22 protein-coding genes and 2 pseudogenes are annotated in these 22,018 nt (G+C 64.4%); 11 read left to right on the top strand and 13 right to left on the bottom strand.

The genetic code is table 11. The features are described 5' to 3' along the window. Positions 1-474: 474 nt before the first annotated feature. The 3 genes from FYC77_RS18400 to FYC77_RS18410 form a co-directional block, all read right to left on the bottom strand. A complete protein-coding gene (locus tag FYC77_RS18400; RefSeq protein ID WP_149082961.1) occupies positions 475-1,437 on the bottom strand; it encodes a transcription initiation factor IIB in 963 nt (320 codons plus the stop codon). 440 nt (positions 1,438-1,877) lie between these two features. Continuing rightward, positions 1,878-2,054, bottom strand: a complete 177-nt coding sequence (locus FYC77_RS18405; RefSeq protein ID WP_149082962.1) for a 50S ribosomal protein L37e — start codon at positions 2,052-2,054, stop codon at positions 1,878-1,880. Next, positions 2,051-2,278, bottom strand: coding sequence for an LSM domain-containing protein (locus FYC77_RS18410; protein ID WP_149082963.1), 228 nt, complete (start codon positions 2,276-2,278; stop codon positions 2,051-2,053). The genes FYC77_RS18405 and FYC77_RS18410 overlap by 4 nt, the downstream gene beginning before the upstream one ends. Positions 2,279-2,414: 136 nt before the next feature. On the opposite strand from FYC77_RS18410, the gene FYC77_RS18415 reads away from it, so the two are divergent. Then, positions 2,415-2,717 carry a hypothetical protein gene (locus FYC77_RS18415; protein WP_149082964.1) on the top strand — a complete coding sequence of 101 codons (303 nt, stop codon included), beginning with the start codon at positions 2,415-2,417 and terminating at the stop codon, positions 2,715-2,717. Between the two features lie 42 nt (positions 2,718-2,759). Then, positions 2,760-3,722, top strand: a complete 963-nt coding sequence (locus FYC77_RS18420) for a zinc-dependent metalloprotease (RefSeq protein WP_149082965.1) — start codon at positions 2,760-2,762, stop codon at positions 3,720-3,722. A 134-nt stretch (positions 3,723-3,856) separates the two neighbouring features. Here the strand turns inward: FYC77_RS18420 and FYC77_RS18425 are convergent, their stop codons facing one another. The 3 genes from FYC77_RS18425 to FYC77_RS18435 all read right to left on the bottom strand — a co-directional run bounded on the left by FYC77_RS18425 (position 3,857) and on the right by FYC77_RS18435 (position 5,660). Continuing rightward, positions 3,857-4,078, bottom strand: a complete 222-nt coding sequence (locus FYC77_RS18425) for a hypothetical protein (protein ID WP_149082966.1) — start codon at positions 4,076-4,078, stop codon at positions 3,857-3,859. Continuing rightward, complete coding sequence (locus tag FYC77_RS18430; RefSeq protein ID WP_149082967.1) at positions 4,075-4,509, bottom strand: nuclear transport factor 2 family protein; 435 nt, start codon at positions 4,507-4,509, stop codon at positions 4,075-4,077. Before FYC77_RS18430 ends, FYC77_RS18425 begins: the two co-directional genes overlap by 4 nt. 86 nt (positions 4,510-4,595) lie before the next feature. Further along, positions 4,596-5,660, bottom strand: coding sequence for a mechanosensitive ion channel family protein (locus FYC77_RS18435; RefSeq protein ID WP_238387033.1), 1,065 nt, complete (start codon positions 5,658-5,660; stop codon positions 4,596-4,598). Positions 5,661-5,824: 164 nt separating this feature from the next. Between FYC77_RS18435 and FYC77_RS18440 the strand changes: the two genes are divergently transcribed. Then, entirely contained in the window at positions 5,825-6,931 is a 1,107-nt protein-coding gene (locus FYC77_RS18440) for an AI-2E family transporter (protein ID WP_149082969.1), read from the top strand. Positions 6,932-6,979: 48 nt separating this feature from the next. Here FYC77_RS18440 and FYC77_RS18445 read toward each other — a convergent pair whose 3' ends face one another. After that, positions 6,980-7,531, bottom strand: a complete 552-nt coding sequence (locus FYC77_RS18445) for a hypothetical protein (RefSeq protein ID WP_149082970.1) — start codon at positions 7,529-7,531, stop codon at positions 6,980-6,982. 113 nt (positions 7,532-7,644) lie between these two features. Here FYC77_RS18445 and FYC77_RS18450 point away from each other — a divergent pair, with 113 nt between their 5' ends. Next, positions 7,645-7,923 (top strand): hypothetical protein, encoded by a 279-nt coding sequence (locus tag FYC77_RS18450; RefSeq protein WP_149082971.1) that lies wholly within the window; start codon positions 7,645-7,647, stop codon positions 7,921-7,923. A 40-nt stretch (positions 7,924-7,963) separates the two neighbouring features. Here the strand turns inward: FYC77_RS18450 and FYC77_RS18455 are convergent, their stop codons facing one another. Further along, the gene (locus tag FYC77_RS18455; protein ID WP_149082972.1) at positions 7,964-8,554 is read right to left on the bottom strand and encodes an SPW repeat domain-containing protein; all 591 of its coding nucleotides are present in this window, start codon (positions 8,552-8,554) and stop codon (positions 7,964-7,966) included. Positions 8,555-8,720: 166 nt separating this feature from the next. On the opposite strand from FYC77_RS18455, the gene FYC77_RS18460 reads away from it, so the two are divergent. The 3 genes from FYC77_RS18460 (at position 8,721) to FYC77_RS18470 (ending at position 14,179) form a co-directional block, all read left to right on the top strand. After that, a complete protein-coding gene (locus tag FYC77_RS18460) occupies positions 8,721-11,456 on the top strand; it encodes an AAA domain-containing protein (RefSeq protein ID WP_149082973.1) in 2,736 nt (911 codons plus the stop codon). Between the two features lie 255 nt (positions 11,457-11,711). Further along, positions 11,712-12,683 (top strand): formyltransferase family protein, encoded by a 972-nt coding sequence (locus FYC77_RS18465; RefSeq protein ID WP_149082982.1) that lies wholly within the window; start codon positions 11,712-11,714, stop codon positions 12,681-12,683. Positions 12,684-12,922: 239 nt separating this feature from the next. Then, complete coding sequence (locus tag FYC77_RS18470) at positions 12,923-14,179, top strand: lactate racemase domain-containing protein (protein WP_149082974.1); 1,257 nt, start codon at positions 12,923-12,925, stop codon at positions 14,177-14,179. A gap of 119 nt (positions 14,180-14,298) precedes the next feature. On the opposite strand, the gene FYC77_RS18475 is transcribed toward FYC77_RS18470, so the two are convergent. From FYC77_RS18475 to FYC77_RS18485, 3 genes are all read right to left on the bottom strand, one after another. Beyond that, positions 14,299-14,703, bottom strand: a complete 405-nt coding sequence (locus tag FYC77_RS18475) for a hypothetical protein (protein WP_149082975.1) — start codon at positions 14,701-14,703, stop codon at positions 14,299-14,301. A gap of 152 nt (positions 14,704-14,855) precedes the next feature. Next, a complete protein-coding gene (locus tag FYC77_RS18480; RefSeq protein WP_149082976.1) occupies positions 14,856-15,830 on the bottom strand; it encodes an AIR synthase family protein in 975 nt (324 codons plus the stop codon). A gap of 290 nt (positions 15,831-16,120) precedes the next feature. Further along, the gene (locus FYC77_RS18485; protein ID WP_149082977.1) at positions 16,121-17,125 is read right to left on the bottom strand and encodes a TIGR04024 family LLM class F420-dependent oxidoreductase; all 1,005 of its coding nucleotides are present in this window, start codon (positions 17,123-17,125) and stop codon (positions 16,121-16,123) included. A 219-nt stretch (positions 17,126-17,344) separates the two neighbouring features. Here FYC77_RS18485 and FYC77_RS18490 point away from each other — a divergent pair, with 219 nt between their 5' ends. The 3 genes and pseudogenes from FYC77_RS18490 (at position 17,345) to FYC77_RS18505 (ending at position 19,365) form a co-directional block, all read left to right on the top strand. Further along, positions 17,345-17,974, top strand: a complete 630-nt coding sequence (locus FYC77_RS18490; protein WP_149082978.1) for a TetR/AcrR family transcriptional regulator — start codon at positions 17,345-17,347, stop codon at positions 17,972-17,974. A 666-nt stretch (positions 17,975-18,640) separates the two neighbouring features. Then, a pseudogene (locus FYC77_RS18500) lies at positions 18,641-18,799 on the top strand (glycosyltransferase); the annotation flags it as partial. Positions 18,800-18,981: 182 nt separating this feature from the next. Continuing rightward, complete coding sequence (locus tag FYC77_RS18505) at positions 18,982-19,365, top strand: pyridoxamine 5'-phosphate oxidase family protein (RefSeq protein WP_149082979.1); 384 nt, start codon at positions 18,982-18,984, stop codon at positions 19,363-19,365. On the opposite strand, the gene FYC77_RS18510 is transcribed toward FYC77_RS18505, so the two are convergent. Both FYC77_RS18510 and FYC77_RS18515 read right to left on the bottom strand, forming a co-directional pair. Beyond that, positions 19,359-19,970: an HAD family hydrolase gene (locus tag FYC77_RS18510; RefSeq protein WP_149082980.1), complete on the bottom strand. Its 612-nt coding sequence runs from the start codon at positions 19,968-19,970 to the stop codon at positions 19,359-19,361. The genes FYC77_RS18505 and FYC77_RS18510 overlap by 7 nt on opposite strands. 81 nt (positions 19,971-20,051) lie before the next feature. Further along, a pseudogene (locus tag FYC77_RS18515) lies at positions 20,052-21,212 on the bottom strand (NAD(P)/FAD-dependent oxidoreductase). 194 nt (positions 21,213-21,406) lie between these two features. Here FYC77_RS18515 and FYC77_RS18520 point away from each other — a divergent pair. Further along, positions 21,407-21,913, top strand: a complete 507-nt coding sequence (locus tag FYC77_RS18520) for a small multi-drug export protein (RefSeq protein WP_149082981.1) — start codon at positions 21,407-21,409, stop codon at positions 21,911-21,913. Positions 21,914-22,018 lie beyond the last annotated feature (105 nt).

Raw genomic sequence — 22,018 nt, forward strand, 5'->3', positions numbered from 1 at the left:
CCCTTCTCGGAGCGCACCGCGGCGTTCTCCTCTTTCTTGAACTCGAACCGGGCTTCAGTGTCGGTTTCTTTGAGGTGATCTTGTTCGGAACTCATCGCCGGTACCTTCGACCGTGAGAACAAAAGGCTATTGTAGCAAATCCAATACATGAACCCATTGTGGTTGATAGCTCCGCCAGGATCCTAAATCATTAACTGATATTGATTACCTTCGGGTTTCGAAATATCCCAGACACTCGAACTCACAGCGGATGAACGAACCCGTGGGACAAGTGGACCGAGACGTGAAGCAGTCGCGTAGCATCGGGGTGGTTTCACATTTTGCGGTCACGGAAATTTCTGATTTCCCACACCTCCAAAATACTCCCCTTGTTCCCCTATCGACCAGAGCAATCACACGAATTGTTGTCACGTTGTTCCGGTGAGCCCTCGAACGGGGCCAGCAATCATCAGTGCCGAACGACAGCAGTCTGTATCAGCCCTCTGTGGCGACCTCGAGCAGCTCCTGGTACCGGTTCCTGATCGTTACTTTGCTCACGTCCATCGCTGTTGACAGCTCGTTCTGTGTCAAGTCCTCGCCGGTAAGTCGAGATGCCGCATAGAGTGCCGCTGCGGCGAGCCCGACCGGATGTCTACCACTGTGAACGCCCTCCTCGACGCCGGCCTCGAGGACCTCACGTGCAGTCCGCTCGGTTTCGTTCGACAGCTCGAGGCGGGAGGCATACCGCGGCAAGTACTCGAGTGGATCCGGCGGAGCCATCGGCAACTCGAGTTCGCGGACGAGGTACCGGTACGCTCGTGTTAACTCGAGGTAATCGATCCGGCTTACCGGTGCGAGTTCGTCGATCGATCTCGGGATTCCCGCCTGCCGAACTGCTGCGTAGAGGGCTGCCGTCGCCATCGCTTCGATGGATCGGCCGGGCAGTAGCTCCGCCTCGAGCGCTCGCCGATAGATGACGCTGGCAGTTTTGCAGGCGTCGTCGGGAACACCGAGTGCAGCGCCCATTCGTTCGATTTCACCGAGCGCGTGCTTCAGGTTTCGTTCAGCCGCATCTTTCGTCCGGAAGCGTTCGTCCCATCGACGCAACCGCTGGAACTGCTTTCGCCGTTTGTCGGAGAGCACTTGGCCGTAGCCGTCCGTATCGCGCCAATCGATTACCGTCGAAAGTCCGCGGTCGTGCAACAGTGTTGTGGTTGGGGCACCGACACGAGACTTGCGATTCCGCTCGGCCGAATCGAACGCACGCCACTCCGGTCCTCGATCGATCGGCTCGTCGCTGACCACGAGCCCACAGGATTCGCAATAGGTTTGATTTTCATCCGGATGGAGTCGGCCCCCGCACTCGGGGCAGCCGTTCCGTTCAGTCAGTTGGTTCGGTCGCCCTGTGCGATGCCGTTCGTCTGTCTGCCGTCGGGTCTCGGATTTCGTGTTCGTCATTGTCCAGTCACGTCTCGAATGGAGTCTCCAGCGGACCGCGTCGTATGCAGCTGCTTAGCACGGCTGGTATATCGCACTCTGTGAACTGGAGGTAATTACTTCTTCCGTAAAATCACGGCCTATGTAACCTATATTGGTTACTCCACCTGGATGGCCAATTGAGAACGATCAACCCTCTTCGAGAGGCTGTAACCGAGACCTGCGGAAAGAACGTAAACGAGCTCCGTGTCCCAAACGGAATCTCGTATCGCTATCACGTTGTACGAACGGCGAAGTCGAAAGCGTTCTCGCCTGGAGCAGCGTCAATCCAAGCGATCGAAACGGACCGTTCAAAATAGGTAACTGAAGGAGAGTCGCCGGTGTCAGACCGCAGTCACCGGCCGCATACACGTCTATATCCGTTCGGTTCGCAGTTGGCTGTCGAAAACCTCTGTCCCAATTCAGTGGTCGCCGGTTTTCGACTGCCACTCGTAGTCGCGGCGTTTGGCCGATTTGCCGAAGCCACACGACGAGCAGACCTCCTTTTTCACGTGATAGGACTTCTCTCCGCACCGACGACACTTGACGTGGGTCGTCTTGTTTTTCTTTCCTTGGCTCGGGGTTCCTGCACCAGTCATGGAGTGATCGAAACGACGTTGTCGCCGCGTATAATGGTTGTGTCTTCGGTCGGCTCCCCGTCCGATGGCGACTCCTCGCCCGGAATCGTGACGTCGTCCAACACGAGATTCATGTGCTGGTCGTAGCCGGCGAGGTCACCGACGTACTCGTCGCCGCTTTTGAGTCGTACCGTCACGCGTTCGCCCAGCGACGCCTCGAGGACGTCGAGCGGTCGTCCACTCATACGAAAGAGCGCAGGTGACGGACACTTAATCGTACCGGTCCAACGCGACCGTGTTCACACGACTCGATCCTCTCCGGCCGGTCGCCATCATTGGATCGACCAAACGGCTAAGTGTCCGGTCGTCGTCCCCTCGAGTATGGGAGAACGGAAATTCACGTTCATCGAGTTGCACCTAGACGGCGACACTCAGTTCGGTCCCCGCGAGATCGGCGAGGCGCTCCCGTTCGGCGAGGAGGCCGAACCGCCCGAACTGGAGACCGAGACCGACGACGAGGAAGAAGCCAGCGTCGCCGACGACGCCGGCTCGGCCGGTAAGGCGATCGGCGCAGTGGTCGCCCTCGCTGTCCTCGTCGCTATCGCCGCTGCAGCCAGGAAGTTCGGCGGCGACGACGAACCTGACCTCGAGGAGGAAGACCAGCCCGACGTGATCGTCAACTAACCGAGCCGAACGTTTTTGCGTCTCACAGCCGTATTCGTCACTGTGAACCTCTATCGCAGCGCCCGGGCCGTCGCCGGGGCGTCCGGCTCCGACGGCGAGGCGATCGACTGGCGCTCCGCTGCCGACGCCGCCAAGGCAGCGACGGACCCCGGTTCGGTCGCCCTCGAGCCCGGCGAGGCCGAGGCGTACGCACGCGACGTCAGGGAGGCTCGAGCCGCCGTCCGGACGGTTTCGGGGGCCGAGTTCGACGTCCCCGAGACCGTCGAGATCCAGAACCGCCACCACTGGATCGACGCTAACGTCGCCACCTTCGAGCGCGTGATGGGGACGCTCGAGGCTCATACGGACGTCTTTCCCGGCGTCGCTCGGACGATCAACACCGGGACGATGGCCGTGTTGCTCGGTTTTCTCGGCCGAAACGTCCTCGGTCAGTACGATCCGCTGTTGCTCGCCGACACCCCCGACGACGACCACGCGCTGTACTTCGTCCGCCCGAACATCTTACACGCCGCGGAGACGCTCGACGTCGATCCCGACCGCTTCCGGCGCTGGATTGCCTTCCACGAGGTGACCCACGCCGCGGAGTTCGGCGCGGCCCCGTGGCTCTCGACACACCTCGAGACCCGCATGGAAGATGGGATCACCGCCCTCTCGGCGGGTTCGTTCGATCGAAACGCGTTCCGCGAACTCGACGCCGCGATGACCGTCGTCGAGGGGTACGCCGAACTCCTGATGGACCACGCCTTCGACGACGAGTACGCAGATCTCCGTCGGAAACTCGACGCCCGCCGGCAGGGTCGCGGTCCGCTTCAGACGCTGTTCCGGCGACTGCTCGGTCTGGGCCTCAAACAGCGCCAGTACGAACGCGGGAAGAGCTTCTTCGAGGGCGTCGTCACCGCGAGCGACCTCGAGACCGCGAGTCGGGTCTGGGACCAGCCAGAGAACCTGCCCAGTCAGGACGAACTCGACGCGCCGCGGCTGTGGCTTCGACGCGTCGACCGGTAACGGATCGAGGCGACCATCGTTCTCGGAACGCACACCGCGATTGTAACCTGACACACGGCTCGCAGCGTCGAGCCAAAATCGGCGACGGGACGCTGGTTCCGGCCGAGAACTCGCGAGCAGGTGTGTATCGACGTTCAGCGGCTGCCAGAGGATGCGATCCAGCGGAGATACCACAACAACGCGCCGCCGGCGACGAGCCCGATGGCCGTCATCAGTCCGATCGTCGGAACTGACGCGTCACCCTGAAGCGCCATCGTCCCACCGGAGAGTCCGACTAACAGAACGAATCCGGCGGCGAGCCGTCGCCGCGAGCGTCGTCCATCCGGAGTCGAGCCCCGGCCGCGTCGTCGTGTCATAGCTCGTCGGCCGTACTGACGTGCATCGATGCGAACAGCCAGTCGTTTCCGGCGGACGCGGAGTCGTCGAGTCCAGCCCGATCAGCGTCTCCGAATTCAGCGTCTGTCAGGAGCAACGTCGCGCTCCATCGCGTCTCGAACTCGCGTCGCTCGTCGGATTCGAGGTCGGTCCAGGCCATCGTCACCTCGTCGGCGACGGTCGCGACCGGCCCGCGGTCGTCGACGACGAGTCGGTGACTCTCGACCGCCCAGTCGTCGGTCGTCTCGGTCTGTTCCCGGAGTGCCTCCGCGACCTCGTCGTATCCGAACAGTGCCTCGCCGATCCCGAACTTGACCGTCGAGTCGTCGGCGAGGAAGTACGGCTCGAGGGGGTCGCCCTCACGGAGCGCGTCGTAGTAGTCGCGGACGGTCTCCTCGGCGCGTGCGGTCATCGGCGGATACTCCGGCGGGCAATCACAAAGACGCATCGGACGCGAACGCAGGCCGCATCCGTGCCGTACCGGGGTTACCGTCCGTATCAAAACGGCCGCTCGGAGTCGGATTCGTGGCCGGCAGACCGGCGAGCGCTGGTTCCCGTCGCGGCTCGCTTGCGGGTCCGCTCGAGCGATTTGCCCTCGTTTCCCTCGAGTCCGCTGGTGTCGCCGGAGCGCTCGGAGGGCTCGCCGTCGGGCGGTTCGAACGCGACGCGCGCTCGTCCGCTCGTCTCGTCGAAGACGTGGTGGGTGTGTGGGTACGCGATCTCGACGTCTTCGCCCTCGAATGCGTTCCAGGCGTTTCGGTGGACGGCCGATCGGACCTTCAGCGGGAGGTAGGGCTCCTCGGTCCAGAGTTTCAGGTCGATCAGGATGCCGTGGTCGGCGAACTCCCGGACGAACGCCGTCGGCCCTGCCGGGAACCGCGACCGACCGATCCGGATCGGTGGCCCACCCTCGATGACGCCGTCGACCCGTCGTGCCGAGCGCTCGAGAAGAGAACAGGCTCGCTCGAGGTCGCCCTCGTAGGTGACACAGACCTCGAGCGAGAGTCGGTTCCGTTCGTCCTCCGCCGAGCGGTTGCGGACGTCGCGTTCGCGCATCGTCTCGTTCGGGATCACCAGAAACGAGTTGTCGAGTGCGTATATCCGGGTATAGCCGAGCGAGATGTCGTCGACGTAGCCGCGCTCCTCGCGGTCGACGAGTTCGATCATGTCGCCGACCTCGTAGGGGCGGTTGACGAGGATGAACAGCCCGCTGACGTAGCTCCGGCCGACCGGCGCGAGCACCGCTCCGAGAACGAGCGAGAGGACGGTAAACGAGAGCAAGACGTTCTGCGGACGAAATCCCAGCAGGCCGGCGAACGGGACGAACGCGTAGCAGACGATCCCGATTCGGACGATCAACAGGACCGCGTTCGCGGTCGTCGGCCGAAGCACGCGCTCCTCGAGTCGCGGACGAAGCCGATCGGTCAGGAACTTCGAGCCGTACCACGCCGCGACGACCGCGAGCCCGGCGAGGAGCCAGGAGAGCTCGAGTACGTCGACGACGTCCGCGACGGCCGCTGGGTGGACGTCTTCGTCACCGATGGATGAGGGGGTAACGGACACTGAACCAGTTTCCGCCGACGAACGAAAAAGCGCGGCCGTGGCAACAGCAGGCGTCGCGATTCGCCCCATCGATCGTTGGCCGATCGAGACTATCAGTATAAATTGACCGTCCCAATTCACCGGAGTGTATTCATACTCTTACGAACGAAATATACGATACGTCCATGAATCGTGAACAACTGTTTCTGTACGTCCTCCTGGCGATCGTCACGTTCTCGGTGTTCGTCGTCATCCGTCCGTTTCTCGAGTACGTTCTGTTGGCGCTTCTTCTCGCATACGTCCTGTTCCCGTTACACGTCCGGCTCCTCGAGTCTATGAGCGGTCGGCTGGCGTCCACTCGAGTCGCGGAGATGGCATCCGCGCTGACGCTGATTCTCGCGAGTTTCGTCGTGTTGGTCTTACCGATCCTATACATTTTGACGGCCTTCCTCGAGGATCTCCGATCGATCTCGCGCGGAGAGACGGACCTGCAGACCGCACTGATCGAGCGGGAACTTGCCGAGGTCGCTGGCGTAGACGTCGACATTCAGGAGACGGCCGGCCAGTTGACCGAGCTGTTGTTCTCCGTGTTCTTCCAGGACGTCTCGCACCTGATCGAACTCACGTTACACGTCTCGCTTGGCGTTGCACTCGTGCTCTTTCTGGTGTTTTACCTGTTGCTCGACGGGCCGGCGCTCGTCGCGTGGCTCGCGGATGCGAGTCCGCTTTCTCCGGCGGTCAGTTCGACGCTGATCGACCAGATCGATCGGACGACGTGGGGTGCCGTCGTCGGCCACGCCTTCGCGGCCGTCTTGCAGGCGCTGATCGCCGGCATCGGGCTCTATCTGGCCGGCATTTCGAACGTCGTGTTCTGGACGATCGTGATGATGGTGCTCGCGTTTTTACCGCTGATCGGCGTGTTTATGATCTGGGCGCCCGCCGCCGGCTATCTCTTCCTCATCGACGAGACGGGGGCGGCGATCTTTCTCGCCGTGTACGGTCTTACCGTCGTGAGCTTCATCGACTACTACGTTCGACCGATCGTGATCGACAAGCGAGCGAGACTGAACCCCGCGGTGATCCTCGTCGGCGTCTTCGGTGGGGTGTATACGCTCGGCTTCGTCGGACTGTTCGTCGGCCCGATCCTGATCGGCATCCTCGTCGCCATCGTCGAGACGTTCAGACAGGAGTACCGGTCGTCGGAGTCGGCGGAAACGAAGACGAGTGACGATCGCGTCGACACACCGACGTCGAGCGGGATCAGCCGTCTCCCTCGAGAAACGCAGAAGTGACCCGACGCATCGATCGCCCGCCACGCTGCGATCCGCGACGCGAACCGCTCACATAAACCCGCGGTCGACCTCGTCGGTCTCGATCAGTTCCTCGAGTTCGGCGCTCAGCAGTTCGTCGGCCTCCTCGAAGCGATCGGAGAGCTCCTCGAGTTGCTCGGGTCGGTCGTACTGATCGTACTCCATCGGACCGAACGCCGGACTCTCGACGGCCTCCATCACGTCGTCGAAGAAGTCCTGTGGCCGCGTCGGCGCGTCGGCGTGAGTCTCGACGACGGTCTCGAGACGCTTGGCGACGCTTTCGGCGTGTTCCTCGTCTTCGGGTGGCGACTGGACGGCAAAGCGCCCGCCTGCCTCCGCCTGTGGAAGGAAGCTGCCGATCTCGTCGTCGAGCTTTCGGGCGACCTGCGTGCCGACGCCCCGAACCTCGAAGGGGTTTTTCGCGTACGTTTTGAGGAAGAAGACGCCGCCCCGTGGGTGTCCAAGATAGAGATCCTCGCCGACGCCGCCCGCGCGGTCGCCGGCGACCGCTCGCCAGCCCTCGGAATCGACATCCCGGTCGGTGACGTCCTCGAGTATATCCTGCCACTCACGAATCCGCATAGCCGAGGATTGTGAGGCGAGCAGAAAGAACGTATCGGTCGACCGGAACGCGACGAACGAACCAAAAGGGCTACGATAATTCGATCGTCAGTACGCGTAACTGACGATTTCAAATGTCCACTCGAGAAACGTTCTCTCTCGCAGAACTGTTTCGTGTCGCACCAGTCAAGAGCAGCCTGCTCGTTTTCGGTCCGATCGGTCTCGCGGTCGGACAGGTGGTCAACAGCTACGTAAACGGCGTTTCTCCCGCCGTTGCAGTCGGGTTCGCCGCGGTTATGGTCGGGTTTGCCGTCGTCGCAACCGGCCACCACGCCGCCGAAGTTCGCCTCCGACGTCTCGAGGCGACGATCGAAGCCGACGCCGACGTCGAACCGCGGCCTGACCCAGAGTGAACACGACGACGGTATCGGTGACGGGAGACGAGGAGGTGACTTAGGATCGCGTATCCGGTTCGGTTGCGACCGTCCGGGCCTCCCGGGCCTCGTAGGCGTTGTATCCGGAGAGACCGGTGACGAGCAAGCCGGCGGCGAGCGTACTCCAGAACAGACTCCCGAGCATGCCGAGTAACGCGGCGGAGACGATCAGCCAGATACCGAGGACGGCGACGAGCGTGGAGACGCCGACGCTCAACGGAATATCGTTCGAGAGCCGGTAGACGTTGTAGCCGGCGGCCAGGAGGATTACTGCGCCGACGAGCACGTTGTTCCACAGCGACGCCCCGCCGACGTCGAACACCAGCACCGAGAGGGCGACCCACGCCCCGATCGCGGCGACGATGGCGCTGACGATCGACGTGTTGCGCCGGCGTTCTTCGTTGGCTACCTGCGTCGAGTCGTCCCGTGGATCGGGGCCCCCGTCCGGGTGGTCGCCGACGCCCGTGCCGGAGTCGACGTCGGCACCGGTGGTCGTCGGCTCCTCCTGTGAATCGGTATCGGTGGCGTCCCGGAGTTCGTCGGCCGGCCGATCGCTGTCGTCAGGGGGGCCGCCGACGTTTGGACGGTCGTCACTGTTCGGGTCGCTCATGGTGTGGGGGGTTCGCCTCCGGTGCCTTTAAGCGCCGGCGACCGTTTCGAGCCACCCCGGTCCCGGATAGGGGATAATCCGATGTTACTGCGCGAAATCGGGCGAAACTGTCCGTGAAGGATCGGGATCGATAGCGTTTTTGAGCGGTCGGCCCTGACGGACAGCCGTGAACGTACGCGGAACCGTCGCGGGCGAGGTCGGGGTGCGAACGGTGTCGACGAGCTACGGTGAGAGCGACCTCGCCGAGGTACCGCTTCGACTCGAGTCAGTCGACGAGCGCGGGGACGGGACGGCGACGGGAGCCACAGACCGACTCGACGACTCCCGTGACGACGAACGCGACGTGACGACGGTGACGCTCTGGAACAAGTGGACGGAGTCGGCCGAACTCCTCGAGCCGGGGATGGAGCTACTGGTCACGAACGCCGCGGCGGACGAGTACCGGGGCGAGCGGCGGTACAAGACGACCGGCGACTCCTACGTCGTCGTCGAGCCGAGCTTCCTGGTGAACGTGACGGCGATCAGAAACTGGGTTGAGTGTCCTCGACTCTACTACCTGAACAAGCTCTCGGGAGTCCCGCTTAACTACCCTGTCGTGAAGGGGACGCTCGTCCACGAGGTCTTCGGCGACCTCCTGCGGGGACGCGACCTCGAGGAGTCGATCGAAGCCCGCATCGAGGAGCGCGCACTCCAGCTCGGCCTGCTCGGCGAGACGCCCGAGGCCGCCGCCGAGGACGTCCGGGAGAACGCTGCCGCGATCGAAAGCTGGCTCGAACAGGGTCGGCTCACTGAAGACGACTCCTGGCGCTCGGAACAGCTACTCATCAGTGAGACGTTCGGCATCCGCGGCCGGGCCGACGCCGTTCGCCGCGGTGCGCCGGTCGAACTCAAGACGGGGAAGAACCTGAAGAAGGAACCGCGGTTCAAGGACAAGGTACAGGCCGCCTGCTACGCGTTGTTGCTCGAGGAACGCGGCGGCGACGTCGACACCGGCACCCTCCTCTATACGAAAAACTCCGCACTCGACCGCAACGAGGAGACCGGCGACCTCACGCCGGCGAAGGATTTCTCGATGGGTAACGGGCTCTTGAAATTCGTCGTCCGGCTCCGAAACGAGATCGCCGCGATGGAGATGGCAGGCGACGTTCCGACCGGCTACGAGGGCGACGCGAGGTGTGAGTACTGTTTCGAACAGGACACCTGCATGGTCGTCTCGGGCCGACTCGACCAGGAGTCGAAAGCCGGCCAGATCGGGCAGGCCCTGCCCGAGGAGGAACTCGAGTACTTCGAGCGCTTTTACCGGGCGATCGAGGAGGAACGCCGGGAGGTCCACCGCGAGTACGCCAAGCTCTGGGAACAAGACGCGCGGGAACGAGCCGACGACGACCGCGCGCTAATCGACCTCGAGTTCGTCGAGAAGCGGCCGCTCGAGGGCGGGCGCTGGGAACTTCACACGCGCCGCGAGGGCGGCGTGACCTCGAAGCTCCGGGAGGGAGACCTGGTGCTGGCGAGCGACGGCCACCCGGTCCGGGGCAACTCGGAACTCGCCCGGATCGAGCGGTTAGACGACGAAATCGTCCTGACGGCCGACGAGCCGGTCGAGGTGACCCGACTCGACGTCTACCCCTCCGAGTTGACGACGGATCGGTTGCTCGTTGCGCTCCACGACGTCCTGCTCAAAGGCGACGAGCGCCGAAAGGACGTCCTGTTTGGCCGGCAAGATCCGGCGTTCGACCGGCCCGCAGAGATGTTCGTCGAGAACAACGACGCACAGGACGAGGCGGTCCGCACGGCCGTCGGCGCGCGGGACCTCGCGTTGATCCACGGCCCGCCGGGAACCGGAAAGACCTACACCATCGCTCGCACCGTCCGCGCGATGGTCGAACGCGGCGAGCGCGTGCTCCTCTCCGCGTTCACGAACCGCGCCGTCGACAACGCCCTCGAGGCCGTCCTCGAACAGCTAGACGGCGTCGTCGACGCCGATCGGATCGTCCGCGTCGGCTCGAAAAGCGGCGTCCGCGAGGACATGGAGCCCTATCGCCTCGAGCGGGCCGGCGATCCGGCCGAACGCGTCGCCGAGTTACAGAACGCACAGATCGTGGCGGCGACGACGGCGACCTGCGGCTCACGGATCATGAAAGAGCAATCCTTCGACGCCGCGTTAGTCGACGAAGCCGCCCAGCTCACGGAGCCGGGGACGTTCGCGGCGGTCAACCTCGCCGATCGATTCGTGCTGGTCGGCGACCACGAACAGCTTCCGCCGGTCGTTCGGGCGGAGAACGATCTCACCGAGTCGCTGTTCGAGCGACTGGTCGAGCGCTACCCCGACGCGGGAGTCATGCTCGACCGCCAGTACCGGATGAATCAGCGCATCCAGGCGTTCGCCTCCCGCGAGTTCTACGACGGCCAGCTTCGACCCGCGACGCCCGACGTCGCCGGTCGAACGCTCGAGGATCTCGAGGGTGTCTCCCGCGAGGTCCTCCCCTCCGACCTCCGTGATTCCGTCGCGTTCGTCGACGTCGAGGGCGACGACGGCCGCTACACCGACGACGAGGAGGCCGCCCGAATCGCGGAGATCGTGCGAGCGTACGAGGACGCCGGCCTCGAGCGCTCAGAGATCGGCGTCATCGCGCCCTTCCGGGCGCAGGTCTCGACGATATCGAATCACGTTCCAACGGACGTCGCCGTCGACACCGTCGATCGATTCCAGGGCTCGAGTCAGGAGGTCATCGTCGTCTCCTTTACCGCGACCGGAACGCTCGAGGGACCGATCTTCGAGGATTACCGCCGGATCAACGTCGCGCTCACCCGCCCGAAGCGGGCGCTCGTTCTCGTCGGTGACCCACGGGCACTCGAGAGCGACCCGGTCTACGCCCGAATGCTCGAGTGGGCCCGACGGTGACGACCGCGTCGGGTTTCGGCGTGGCGTCGTCCGATCCGGTCTCGAGCGTCCGTAATCTGCGCGTGGACAGCCGTACGATCCGATTTTAGCAGCTGAAATCGACGTACGTAGTGCGTAGGGAACGAAATACCGACGGAAGCGGCGGTACGTGTGGAATACTCGCGTGCGCCACACCGCGTCGCAGTCGTGCGATTCGTCGTCGCGGACCGGAAAAGGGTGGTGGTAACTATAGTGGCGCCGCCCGGGGAAACGGTCATGTCGACGGGTGACCCAGTCTCGGTCGGCCTCCTCTCCGAATCGTTTCTCTACGAGTGGCAACGCCGTGCGATCGAGCGTCTCCAACGCGACGGTCGAGCGAACGTCGAGCTCGTCGTGAGCAACGCGAACAGTTCCGATGCGGTCGCCGAGTCGTGGAACTCGAAACGACTGATCGGACTCGAGGACGTCTCGCAGTTCGTCCAGCTACTCCGTCGAGAAGGGCCGTGGGCGCTGGTCCTCGCGGAACGAACGATCGGCCGGATTCTCGGGGACGAACAGCCGCTCTGGCATCGACACACTGTCGACGATCTCCACTGTCTCGAGGAGGCGACACACGTTCGTTGCGAGCCGCGAACGGACGGTCCGTGGTACGAGTTCCCCGACGAGGTCGTCGATCGGATCGCAAAGCGCTGTGACGTCGTCGTCCTGTTCGGGTTCGGGTTGATTCGGGGGGATATCCTGACCGCGACCGACCACGGCGTCTTGAGTTTCCACCCCGCGGACATCCGCCGCTATCGCGGGATGGGCGTTCCGCCGATATTCTACGACGGCCGCGACTCCGCCGGAACGACGCTCCAGCGGCTGAACGAGTCGGTCGACGGGGGCGAGGTCGTCCTCTCGAGGGACGTGAGCCTCCACGGCTGTGAGACGATGTGGGACGTCTTCGACCGGGTCGTGGCGGTCCAGAGCGAACTGCTGACCGAGGGAATCGACAGGGTGACCGATCCGGCGTTCGAACCGACGACGGTTCCGGACGATGAACTGGGCACGTTCTACCCGCGAAGCGAGCGCCGGACCATCGACTTCGCCGGACGAGTTCTGCTGAAGAATATCGCCGGTCGACTCCGACGACGCCGCCGATCACACCGGGAAACGACCGAGCACCTGATCCCGAGCGAGACCGCATCCGCGGAGTCAGGTGTGACCGAGGAGCCGGAATCGGAGACCGACGCGATTGCGGACGATTGACCGAGAGTGGACCACCGACAGCGGGAAACTGACACACCGGTGGTGGGTGACTGGACCACCGACGGCGGGGGGACTGGATCATCGACCGCAGCCGGTGGCGCGAGCGGACGGTCGAACCCCGAAAGGAGACTCGAGCCTGATCGAAACGTACGTAATCGAACATCTCAGCGAGATTGAACTGAGTAAGCGGTCGGCCATCGACCATCGTCGCTTTTGAACCGTCGTTCCCTCGTAACGGTATGGAACTTCCCCTCGGGACGGAAACCGTCGACGTCCAGCTCTCCGAGTACGACGTGACGGTCGCCGAACCCACCGGCGGCGATTCCGTCGACGTCCGTCGGGCCGCAGAACGCGCGCTCGAGGAGCCACTCGGCCGGCCGCTCGCGTCTACGGTCGACCCCGACGGCGACGTGGCGATCGTCGTCACCGACGTTACCCGGACGGCACCCGACGACGTCCTCCTTGAGGCCTTACTCGAGCGACTGCTCGCGTGTGGCGTCGACCGCGAACGGGTGACGGTCGTCATCGGACTGGGGTTGCACCGACCGATGACTGACGACGAAATCGAGTCGATGCTCGGCGAGCACGCCGATCTCGCGGTCAACCACGACCCCGACACCGTCGTCGAGGTTGGGCGGATCAGCGCCGCGTCACACGACTCGAGTGACGGGAGCGACGACGTGCCAGTCGAGATCGGCGAACCGGTCGCCGACGCCGATACGGTGCTCTCGACGGGCGTCGTCGAGCCCCACCAGTACGCCGGCTTCAGCGGCGGCGCGAAGACCGTCGTCATCGGTGCTGGAAGCGAGTCGCTGATCGGCTACACGCACGGTCCCGACATGCTCGCCAGGGACGGCGTTCGACTCGGTCGCGTCGAGGGGAACCCGTTCCGCGAGACCCTCGACGAGGCTGGTGACCTCGTCGGCCTCGACTTCGTGCTCAACCTCGCGTACGGTCCCGCCGGCGTCCTCGACGTGCAAGCGGGGGAGCCACGACGAGTCGTTCGCGAACTCGCGGCCGCCGCTCGAGACGCGTTCTCGGTGCCGATCGACCGGCAGTTCGACGCCGTTGTCTGCGGCGTCGGCGCGCCGAAAGATGCGACCCTCTACCAGGCGACCCGCGGCGCGACCTACGTCGCCCTCGGCGATCGAAATCCGACCCGTCCGGGTGGACGCCTCGTCGTCCCGGCAGCGCTTCCCGAAGGAGCGGGCGAGGGAACCGGCGAGAGGCGATTCTATCGGCGACTTCGGGACGCGTCTGACGCCGACTCGCTGTACGACGAGCTGAGGCGAGGATACGAACCCGGCGCCCAGCGTGCGTTCGTAGTCGCACGCGTCCTCCGCGATCACGACCTCGTCGTGACCGACACCGACTCGCCGGCAGTCGTCGAGGACTGTCTCATGCAGGCGAAACCACACGTCACCGACGCGCTCGAGCCGGACGACGACGTGCTGGTCGTTCCCGACGCGTTGAACACGCTGTTCGTCGACGGCTGAGACGAATTTCAGCGATTTCGAGGCGGAGCCCCCGGCCTCAAGTCGTGCGGGACCGTCGGTCCCACGCTACCCTCAACGAGCGAACCGCGTATGCGGTGAGCGAAGTAGGGTGGAGTTGGTTACGCGACAAGTTGGTCGGTATCTTCCTCGAGGATATCGATACACCACTGGACGTCGGCCATCGTCGCCGCGTTGCCGTCGCGTTCGATCGAGACGAGAACGCCGGATTTTCGACCCGGCGAATCGGGACACGAGACGACCCACGCATCCTCGAATACCTGAACGAGTGCGTTCAACGACCCCGACTCGAACGCACGCTCCTGGCGTCCGTGGCTCAACTGACAGACGATCGTCTGATCGACGATCGCCTGCGTGTCGGAGTGGGTGTACCGTTCGCGTACGTCATCACGCATCACGGAGTCCCAGTCCATCGGCTGATACCGGATCACGGCGCGAAGGTCTGCTCCGATCCGCCCGTAGACTGCGTCCCAGACCGTTCGCGCTGTGGGTCGTACAGTAGGCATAAGTGCTCCTGAATGATAAAGGGGGACAACAGCAGAAATAACCTATGGTCGCTGGGAATTCCCAGAGGTGGCCACGAACGGTTAGTCCCATCGCAGAACGTGTTCGTCGACGAGTCGGCTCTGCCCAACTCACGACATCCGAGGTCGATCGATCACTCGTCTGCGTCCGCTGACTCCCACAGCGGGTAGAGATCGTCCGTCACCGGGTCGACGATCGACTCACCGTCGAGGACGAGTTCAGCCTCGCCGCGGTGAACGGTTCCGATCGCCTTCGCCTCGAGTCCAGCCCGCTCGAGGTCGGTGAGACACTCCTCGACGCTGTCGGTCGGGGCCGTCGCGAGCAACGCGCCGGAGCCGAAGATCCGGAGCGGGTCGACGCCCGCCGCATCGCACAGCGTCTCTGTCTCCGCCCGGACCGGAATCGCATCGCGGTCGATCTCGAGTCGCACGCCCGACGCCCGTGCGAGTTCGAGCAAGCCAGCCGCGAGGCCGCCCTCGGTCGGGTCGTGCATCGCCGTCGCGTACTCCCGGACGATCCGTGCGTCGGGAACGACGCTGATCTCCTCGAAGAACGATTCAGCACGCTCGCGGGTCGCATCGTCGACGTCGAGTTCGTCGCCGAAATCCGCCGCGAGGATGGCCGTCCCTTCGATTCCGGTTCCCTTGGTGACGAGAACCGCATCACCGGGTTCGGCCCCGCCCGTCGGGACGTACGTCCGGGTCGCACCCATCGCCGTCAGCGAGACGAGCGGGCGCTCGAGTTGGTCGACGTACTCCGAGTGACCGCCGACGATCGACGCGCCGACCTCCTCGGCGGCGGCATCGAGGTCGGTTGCGATCGCCTCGAACGACGTCTCCTCGTCGGGGAGCATGACGACGACAGTGAGCCAGCGTGGATCGGCACCGGAGGCGGCGATATCGTTGCAGGCGACGTAGACGCCGAGCGTGCCGACCTGCGAGGCAGCAAGCGAGATCGGATCGGAGCTGACGACGAGGTCGCCGCCGGGCCAGTCGATCGCGGCGGCATCCTCGCCGTCCGCTGGCCCCTGGATCACCGTCTCGTCGACGCTCCCCGTCCGATCGAAGACGTGCTCGAGCAACTCGTCCGGCGGAACCTTCCCAGGCATACGACGAACTGGAACGATCGACGATTTGTAGCTGTCGGCTGCCGGGCCGGACTGGCGTAACTGCGACTACTTGAATGGACGGCCGTAACTGCGACTACTTGGATGGACGGCCGTAACTGCGACTACTTGGATGGACGGCCGTAACTGCGACTACTTGGATGGACGGCCGTAACTGCGAGAGCTGGACCGGACAACCTTCGGTGGCCGTCATACGGATTGTCGTCCCTGTGTACCGTCGCATCCGGGATCCGTTCTCCGGGTGCGGCGATACCGACGGGCAGCAGACCGTATCAGCCGCCGGTCGGCGCAAGCGCCCCCATCGTCGCTTCGATCTCCGATTCGTCGGCACCCCGCGGGAAGCTGACGGCGACCGCATCGACTCCCTCGAGTCTCTCGAAGCGCTCGAGTCGCTCGCGTGCAGTCTCGGGATCGCCCGCGGCACAGAGGTCGGAGAGGAGGTCGTCGGAGACGGACGCGAGCGCGCGCTCGCGATTGCCGTTCTGCCAGGCCTCGTGGATCACGGCGGCCTCGTCGTAGCCCTGGCGAACGAGCGAGTCGCGGTAGAACGTCCCCATCCCGCCGACGTAGAACGCGGCATGTCGGCGGGCGAGTTCCCGGGCTCGTTCGGCGTCGGTGAGCGCACAGCAGGTGACGCCGACGGTGACGCGAACGTCGTCCGGTTCGCGGTCGCCGAGTTCAGCGCCGCGTTCGACGTCCTCGAGTCGATCCGTGACACCCTGGGGCGTGAGCATGATCCCGTGCCAGCCGTCCGCGAAGCGTCCGGCGAGTTCGACCGCCTTCGGGCCCATTCCCGTGACCTCCACCGGCGGCGTCGGCTCGGGCGGATCGAACCGAAGTCGAAAGCCCGACAGCGAGAACTGTTCGCCGTCGTACTCGACTCGCTCGCCGGAGAGCACCTGGCGGACGATTTCGACCGTCTCGCGGGTTCGTCTGAGCGGGTTGTCGTACTCGAGGCCGTGCCAGTTCTCGATCACGGCGGGACCGCTGGGCCCGATACCGAGGCGAAATCGTCCGTCGGAGACCTCCTGGAGGGTCGCCGCAGTCTGGCCGAGTAGGGCCGGTGACCGCGAGTAAGCGTTGAGAATGCTCGAGCCGATCTCGACGTCGTCGGTTCGTTCGGCGATCGCAGTCAGGCCGGTCACGCCGTCTCGGCCCCACGTCTCGGGAAGCCAGACGCAGTCGTAACCGCCGTCTTCGGCCCGTCGGGCGTAGTCGACGAGCGAGTCGATCGAGGGCTGGGCGGCGACGGGAAGGTGGATTGCGGTGTCGGTCATCCTCTCATCGAAGAAGTGGGATCATGGACGGTAATCGTTTCGACGGAGACGACCGGAGGACAGTCCGAATCGGGCGGATTAATAGTTGAGTGGCTCTCCGTTACCCGGAAATCGGTCGGACGAGCCGTGGTCACTGCCTCCCTGTACCGGCCGTGAGCGTGTGACGACAGCAAGCGGTATCCCAATCCTTTTGCTGGTATTGTGCGACGAGTGAACTGAATGGGAACGGACAGCGACGAGGGCGTCGACACGCAGGAGGCGATCATGCAGGCGACCTACCGGGCCCTCTGTAAAGACGGGTACGCGAACCTGACTGTACAGGCGATCGCCGACGAGTTCGACAAGACGAAAGGCGTTATTCACTACCACTACGACACCAAGGAGGCCCTTCTCGTCGCCTTTCTCGAGTACTTGCTCGAGGCGTTCGAGCAGAACATCGCCGTCGACGACCAGGCGGACCCCGACGAACGGCTCCTGACGCTGATCGAGACGCTTCTGTTCGGCCCGCCCGAACGCGGCGAGTTCGACCACTGGGAGTTGATGACTGCACTGCTCGAGGTCCGCACAGAAGCGCCGTACAACCAGGAGTTTCGCCGACAGCTCACCCGGAACTACGAGACGGTCGAGGCGACTGTCGTTGCGATCGTCGAGGAGGGGATCGAGGACGGAACCTTCCGCGAGATCGACCCGGAACTCGTGGCGACGCTGTTGCTCACCTGTCTCAACGGCGCGCGCATCTACCAGGTAACCCTCCAGCGCGACGACGTCGCGACGGACACACAGGAGAGTCTAGAGGCAGTCGTCGCCGACTGGCTCCGTCGCTCCGAATCGGCCGACGAGCCGAGCTAACCCGCACGTCGATTGTGGCATGCATGGAACACTCTCGGGCGGACGCCAGAGGCGTCCCGTTGCTCACGGGGGTCAGTTACGACACGACTGATACGGATTGCTGTACCGTGTTACCGCTGAAGCCGCAGACGGATCGCGGGTTCGGCGGTACCGACGTACAGTACTGCGCAGAAATATTTGCTAACTTTCATCCGAAAGTATCAGCCGGAGTCAGTACCGATGACCGCGGTGTTGAACTCGTCGATGAGGTTCTCGAGGCGAGTCCTATTCCGGTGAGAAAACATCGCCTGCGCTCGAGTGGCGGGCCGGGTTCGGTCGCTGGACGGGTCGGTGGCGGTGATCGATGTTGATCCGGTAGAAGCGGTGGTCGACGATCCGTCCGGTTTGCGATGAGTGATCGCCGGTCGATCGCTCGTCGATCCGCGATCAGCCGGTAACGACTCATCGCAGTTCGTATCAGTGCTGGTATCGGTTCGGGCTCGAGTGGGGTGTCGTGTGCTCATGTCGGTCGTCGTGATTTGGATCGGAGTCGCGTGTGGGTGTATCGTCAGGGGACGATTCGTGTGACGTTCGGAGCTGTGGAGCTGCTTCGGGTGCAAGTACGTGTACGACCGACTGGTGTGCCATCTGTAGCTCTCCCTTCTGCCCTATCCTTCATAAAAGTTCATGTTCTATATCCCGGGGTGGTTATACAATATCACACAGCATAGTCCGGCCTGGGTCGTGCCCGCACGAAACGAAGGGGACTCCCTCCGCGGCGCGGTCGCGAGTCTCCTCGCGCTGGATACGGCCTGCGAGTACGAGGTGCTCGTCGTCGACGGCGACTGAAGCGATCCCAGGAGCGTACCGGAACGCTATCTGCAACTGGATCGCAAACGGCTGGGTGTGAGTCGGACAGCGTCGCCGACGGACAACTCCTCTCGAACAGTGTGTACAACCGGTTAGCTCGTGATCTCGCACCGGCAGGGCTGGCGCTTTTACTCCTCGGAGTTGATCGTCCAGCCGCCGTGACTGTGCCAGCCGAAGCCGAACGTCTGCTCGAGAGCGAGCCGCTGATGGCGCACCTCGGAACCTGCCTCGAGGGGCGACCACACGTCGCGCCGGTCTGGTATCGGTACGAGGACGGCGTCGTCGAAATCGTGACGACGGGGCGAAAGCTCGCTAACATTCGTGAGAACCCGCGCGTCGCGCTCTCGATACAGGCCGACGAGGCGGGCCAGACCGAGTGGATGGTGTCGCTGCTCGGAACCGCGACGGTCGTCGACGACGAGGAACAGACGGCGGCGGGCCGCCGCCGGATCAACGAGAAGTACGACGCGGAGCCGGACGCCTACGCGGAGAACACGCTCGTCCGGATCGAGGTTGGCTCGACGACGTACCGGACCTACTGACGGTCGCTGTCGACGCCGTCGAGGGCCTCGGGAAGGTCGCCGAACCCGTCCCCCTCGTACCGGTATGCGTCCCAGCCGGCCTGGGTCGCTCCGTCGACGTCGTCGTCGCTGTCGCCGACCATCACGTACTCCTCGGCTGGAAGCCGGCTCTCGAGCTCGCGGTACGGCTCCGTCGCCGGCTTGTGGGCGCCGACCTCGTACGAGACGGCGGTCGCGTCGAAGTACTGCTCGAGGTCGTACGCACGGAGTTTCGCCAGTTGCCATTCGGGCACGCCGTTCGTGAGGACTCCCAGGTCGAACGCACCTGCCAATCGCTCGAGGTCGGTGTGGGCGTTCTCGGGCGGCGACATGGCGTCGATTTCGGTCTCGAGCAGCGTCTCCCTGTAGGACTCGGGGTCCGCACAGTCGTCGATCCGATCGAAGGCCTGCCGGACGGGATCGGGATCGCACGCGAAGAAGGCCTCGAAAAACGCCTCGTCGTAGGTCTCGATCCACGTGTCAGTCGCGTCGCCGCGGACGTCCGCGATGGCGTCGGCGAGAATGTCGCGATACGGCCGGTCAAAGTGGAGTACGGTCCCGTCCAGATCGAACACGATTGCCGTCATGCAAGCGCGTTCACAGCTTAGTGAGTTAAAACAAGGGCTGACACGGTAGTGAAACGACGCCGTTCGACCGGGCACTGACCGTCACTCCCGTCCTGGCGACGGCTCGCACAGCCCGGGATGGGTCCCCATCTCGCGGACGCGGCGCATCTGCGCCCGCAACTGGGGTGTGCTAGCGGGAGCCTCGCCGGCGAGTGCGTCGTCCTCGATCTCGAGTTCGTCACTGTCCGCAGCGTTCGTCTCCGCCTCCCGATCCTCGAGTTCCTCGAGTTCCACCGGGAACCGGCGCAGGTCCTTGTGGATCGCGAGGCCGGCATAGGCGCCGTCGCCGGCCACGATGGTGGTCTGGTTCTGGCCGTGGGTGACGTCGCCGACGGCGTAGACGCCGTCGACGCTCGTTTCCCGACGGTCGTCGACCGCGATCGCGCCGTCGTCTCCGAGTTCACAGCCCAGATCCGACGCGAGGTCGGCGTTGTACGCCGAGCCGTACATCGCGAACCCGCCGAGGTAGTCACGGTCGGATCCGTCCCCGAAGGAGAGTCCACCGATCCACGGCGGCTCGTCGTCGTCGATCCGGCTGTCCTCGTAGGCCGAGACGACGGCCGTGTCGATCCGGTCGACCGGGTGGGCGCGCAGCTGTGCGTCCGTCTCGTCGTCTCACTCGGGATCCCGTCCGTCCAGCAGGAGGTCGACGTCGTCGGTGAAGTTGCACATGGTCATCGCGACGTGAGCGGCGGATTCGGTGTGGCCGAGCACGAAGACCGAGCCGTCGCCCAGGGAGTACGCGTCGCAGTGCAGACAGTAGTGGAGGCCCCGACCCGTAAACCGCTCGAGTTCCGGAACGTCCGGGCTGCGGTCCCGGAAGCCGGTCGCGAAGACGAGCCTGTCGGCCTCGGCGGTTGCGTGGGCTGACTCGAACCGGAATCGAGGGTCGTCCGAGTCGTCCCCGTCGGCCGCGTTCGCCCCATCCGCTACGCTCGTCACGGACTCGACGGCGTCGGGGTAGAAATCGCCGCCGTAGTGCTCGAGTTGCTCGACGGCGTGGGCGGCGAGTTCGCGCCCCGAGACGTCTTCGGAGACGCCGAGCAGGTTGTGGACGTGGCCGACCGCCGCGTGTCGACCGCCCTCCTTCTCGAAGACGGCGGTACGGTGGCCGAGTCAGGTCGTATAGATCGCCGTCGTCAGTCCGGCGGGACCGCCGCCGACGACGGCGACGTCGTAGGCGGGGATCGAACGATCGTTCATCGACGCCGAATTGGGCTCGAGGGGCGATGACGCTGTGGCGTGACTATGCATCGGGCGTTCGCTACGCACGCTGCGGGATCGAGTGCTCGAAGCGAAGGCGTCGGGAGTTGATCGGCACGACCAGCCGACTGCCCCTCGGCCGCCGGGACCGAATGTCGAATCCCGTATTACGCTCGGCCGCGAAGTATCGACCGATGGAGACGACGCTGACACCGCTGCTCGTCGAGATCGGAGCGACCCTCGAGGAGACGGGCGGAGCCCTCCAGTACGTCCTGGTGTTCGTCTTCGCGGCGATTCCCCTGATCGAGATCCTCGTCGTCGTTCCGATCGCGATCGGCCTCGGGCTGAATCCGATCGCGACCGGGGTCGTCGCGTTCGCCGGAAACGCCCTCTCGGTCTGTGGGCTCGTGGTCTTTCACCGCCGGCTGACCGAGTGGTGGCGCGCGAGACGCGGCACCAACGAGTCCGAGGGCGGCGGTCGCTACGCTCGAGCCCGTCGGCTCTGGGATCGGTACGGGTTGCCGGGACTCTCGCTCGGCGGGCCGGTTCTGACCGGCGTTCACGTCGCCGCGCTCGTCGCGCTGTTCGCCGGCAGCCGGAGCCGAGCGGTCGTGGGATGGATGACCGTCAGCATCGGCGCGTGGACCGCACTTCTGGTCGCCGGCTCGGTTTTCGGCTTCTCGGTGCTGGGGCTGCTCTGACCGATTCGGGTCGACAGAACAGTATGCTGAGGGTGCCACAGAAAACTTGACACGGTCAGTGTTAACAAGCAACTCTACTAACTTCTACAGTAAATCTGAGGTGAG

This window comes from Natrialba swarupiae (assembly GCF_008245225.1).
Classification (GTDB): Archaea; Halobacteriota; Halobacteria; order Halobacteriales; family Natrialbaceae; genus Natrarchaeobius; species Natrarchaeobius swarupiae.

Coding starts and splice junctions, on each gene's coding strand:
- FYC77_RS18400 (WP_149082961.1), bottom strand. CDS start 1,437: ATGACGAACACGAAATCCGAGACCCGACGGCAGACAGACGAACGGCAT.
- FYC77_RS18405 (WP_149082962.1), bottom strand. CDS start 2,054: ATGACTGGTGCAGGAACCCCGAGCCAAGGAAAGAAAAACAAGACGACC.
- FYC77_RS18410 (WP_149082963.1), bottom strand. CDS start 2,278: ATGAGTGGACGACCGCTCGACGTCCTCGAGGCGTCGCTGGGCGAACGC.
- FYC77_RS18415 (WP_149082964.1), top strand. CDS start 2,415: ATGGGAGAACGGAAATTCACGTTCATCGAGTTGCACCTAGACGGCGAC.
- FYC77_RS18425 (WP_149082966.1), bottom strand. CDS start 4,078: ATGACACGACGACGCGGCCGGGGCTCGACTCCGGATGGACGACGCTCG.
- FYC77_RS18430 (WP_149082967.1), bottom strand. CDS start 4,509: ATGACCGCACGCGCCGAGGAGACCGTCCGCGACTACTACGACGCGCTC.
- FYC77_RS18440 (WP_149082969.1), top strand. CDS start 5,825: ATGAATCGTGAACAACTGTTTCTGTACGTCCTCCTGGCGATCGTCACG.
- FYC77_RS18445 (WP_149082970.1), bottom strand. CDS start 7,531: ATGCGGATTCGTGAGTGGCAGGATATACTCGAGGACGTCACCGACCGG.
- FYC77_RS18450 (WP_149082971.1), top strand. CDS start 7,645: ATGTCCACTCGAGAAACGTTCTCTCTCGCAGAACTGTTTCGTGTCGCA.
- FYC77_RS18455 (WP_149082972.1), bottom strand. CDS start 8,554: ATGAGCGACCCGAACAGTGACGACCGTCCAAACGTCGGCGGCCCCCCT.
- FYC77_RS18465 (WP_149082982.1), top strand. CDS start 11,712: ATGTCGACGGGTGACCCAGTCTCGGTCGGCCTCCTCTCCGAATCGTTT.
- FYC77_RS18470 (WP_149082974.1), top strand. CDS start 12,923: ATGGAACTTCCCCTCGGGACGGAAACCGTCGACGTCCAGCTCTCCGAG.
- FYC77_RS18475 (WP_149082975.1), bottom strand. CDS start 14,703: ATGCCTACTGTACGACCCACAGCGCGAACGGTCTGGGACGCAGTCTAC.
- FYC77_RS18480 (WP_149082976.1), bottom strand. CDS start 15,830: ATGCCTGGGAAGGTTCCGCCGGACGAGTTGCTCGAGCACGTCTTCGAT.
- FYC77_RS18485 (WP_149082977.1), bottom strand. CDS start 17,125: ATGACCGACACCGCAATCCACCTTCCCGTCGCCGCCCAGCCCTCGATC.
- FYC77_RS18490 (WP_149082978.1), top strand. CDS start 17,345: ATGGGAACGGACAGCGACGAGGGCGTCGACACGCAGGAGGCGATCATG.
- FYC77_RS18510 (WP_149082980.1), bottom strand. CDS start 19,970: ATGACGGCAATCGTGTTCGATCTGGACGGGACCGTACTCCACTTTGAC.
- FYC77_RS18520 (WP_149082981.1), top strand. CDS start 21,407: ATGGAGACGACGCTGACACCGCTGCTCGTCGAGATCGGAGCGACCCTC.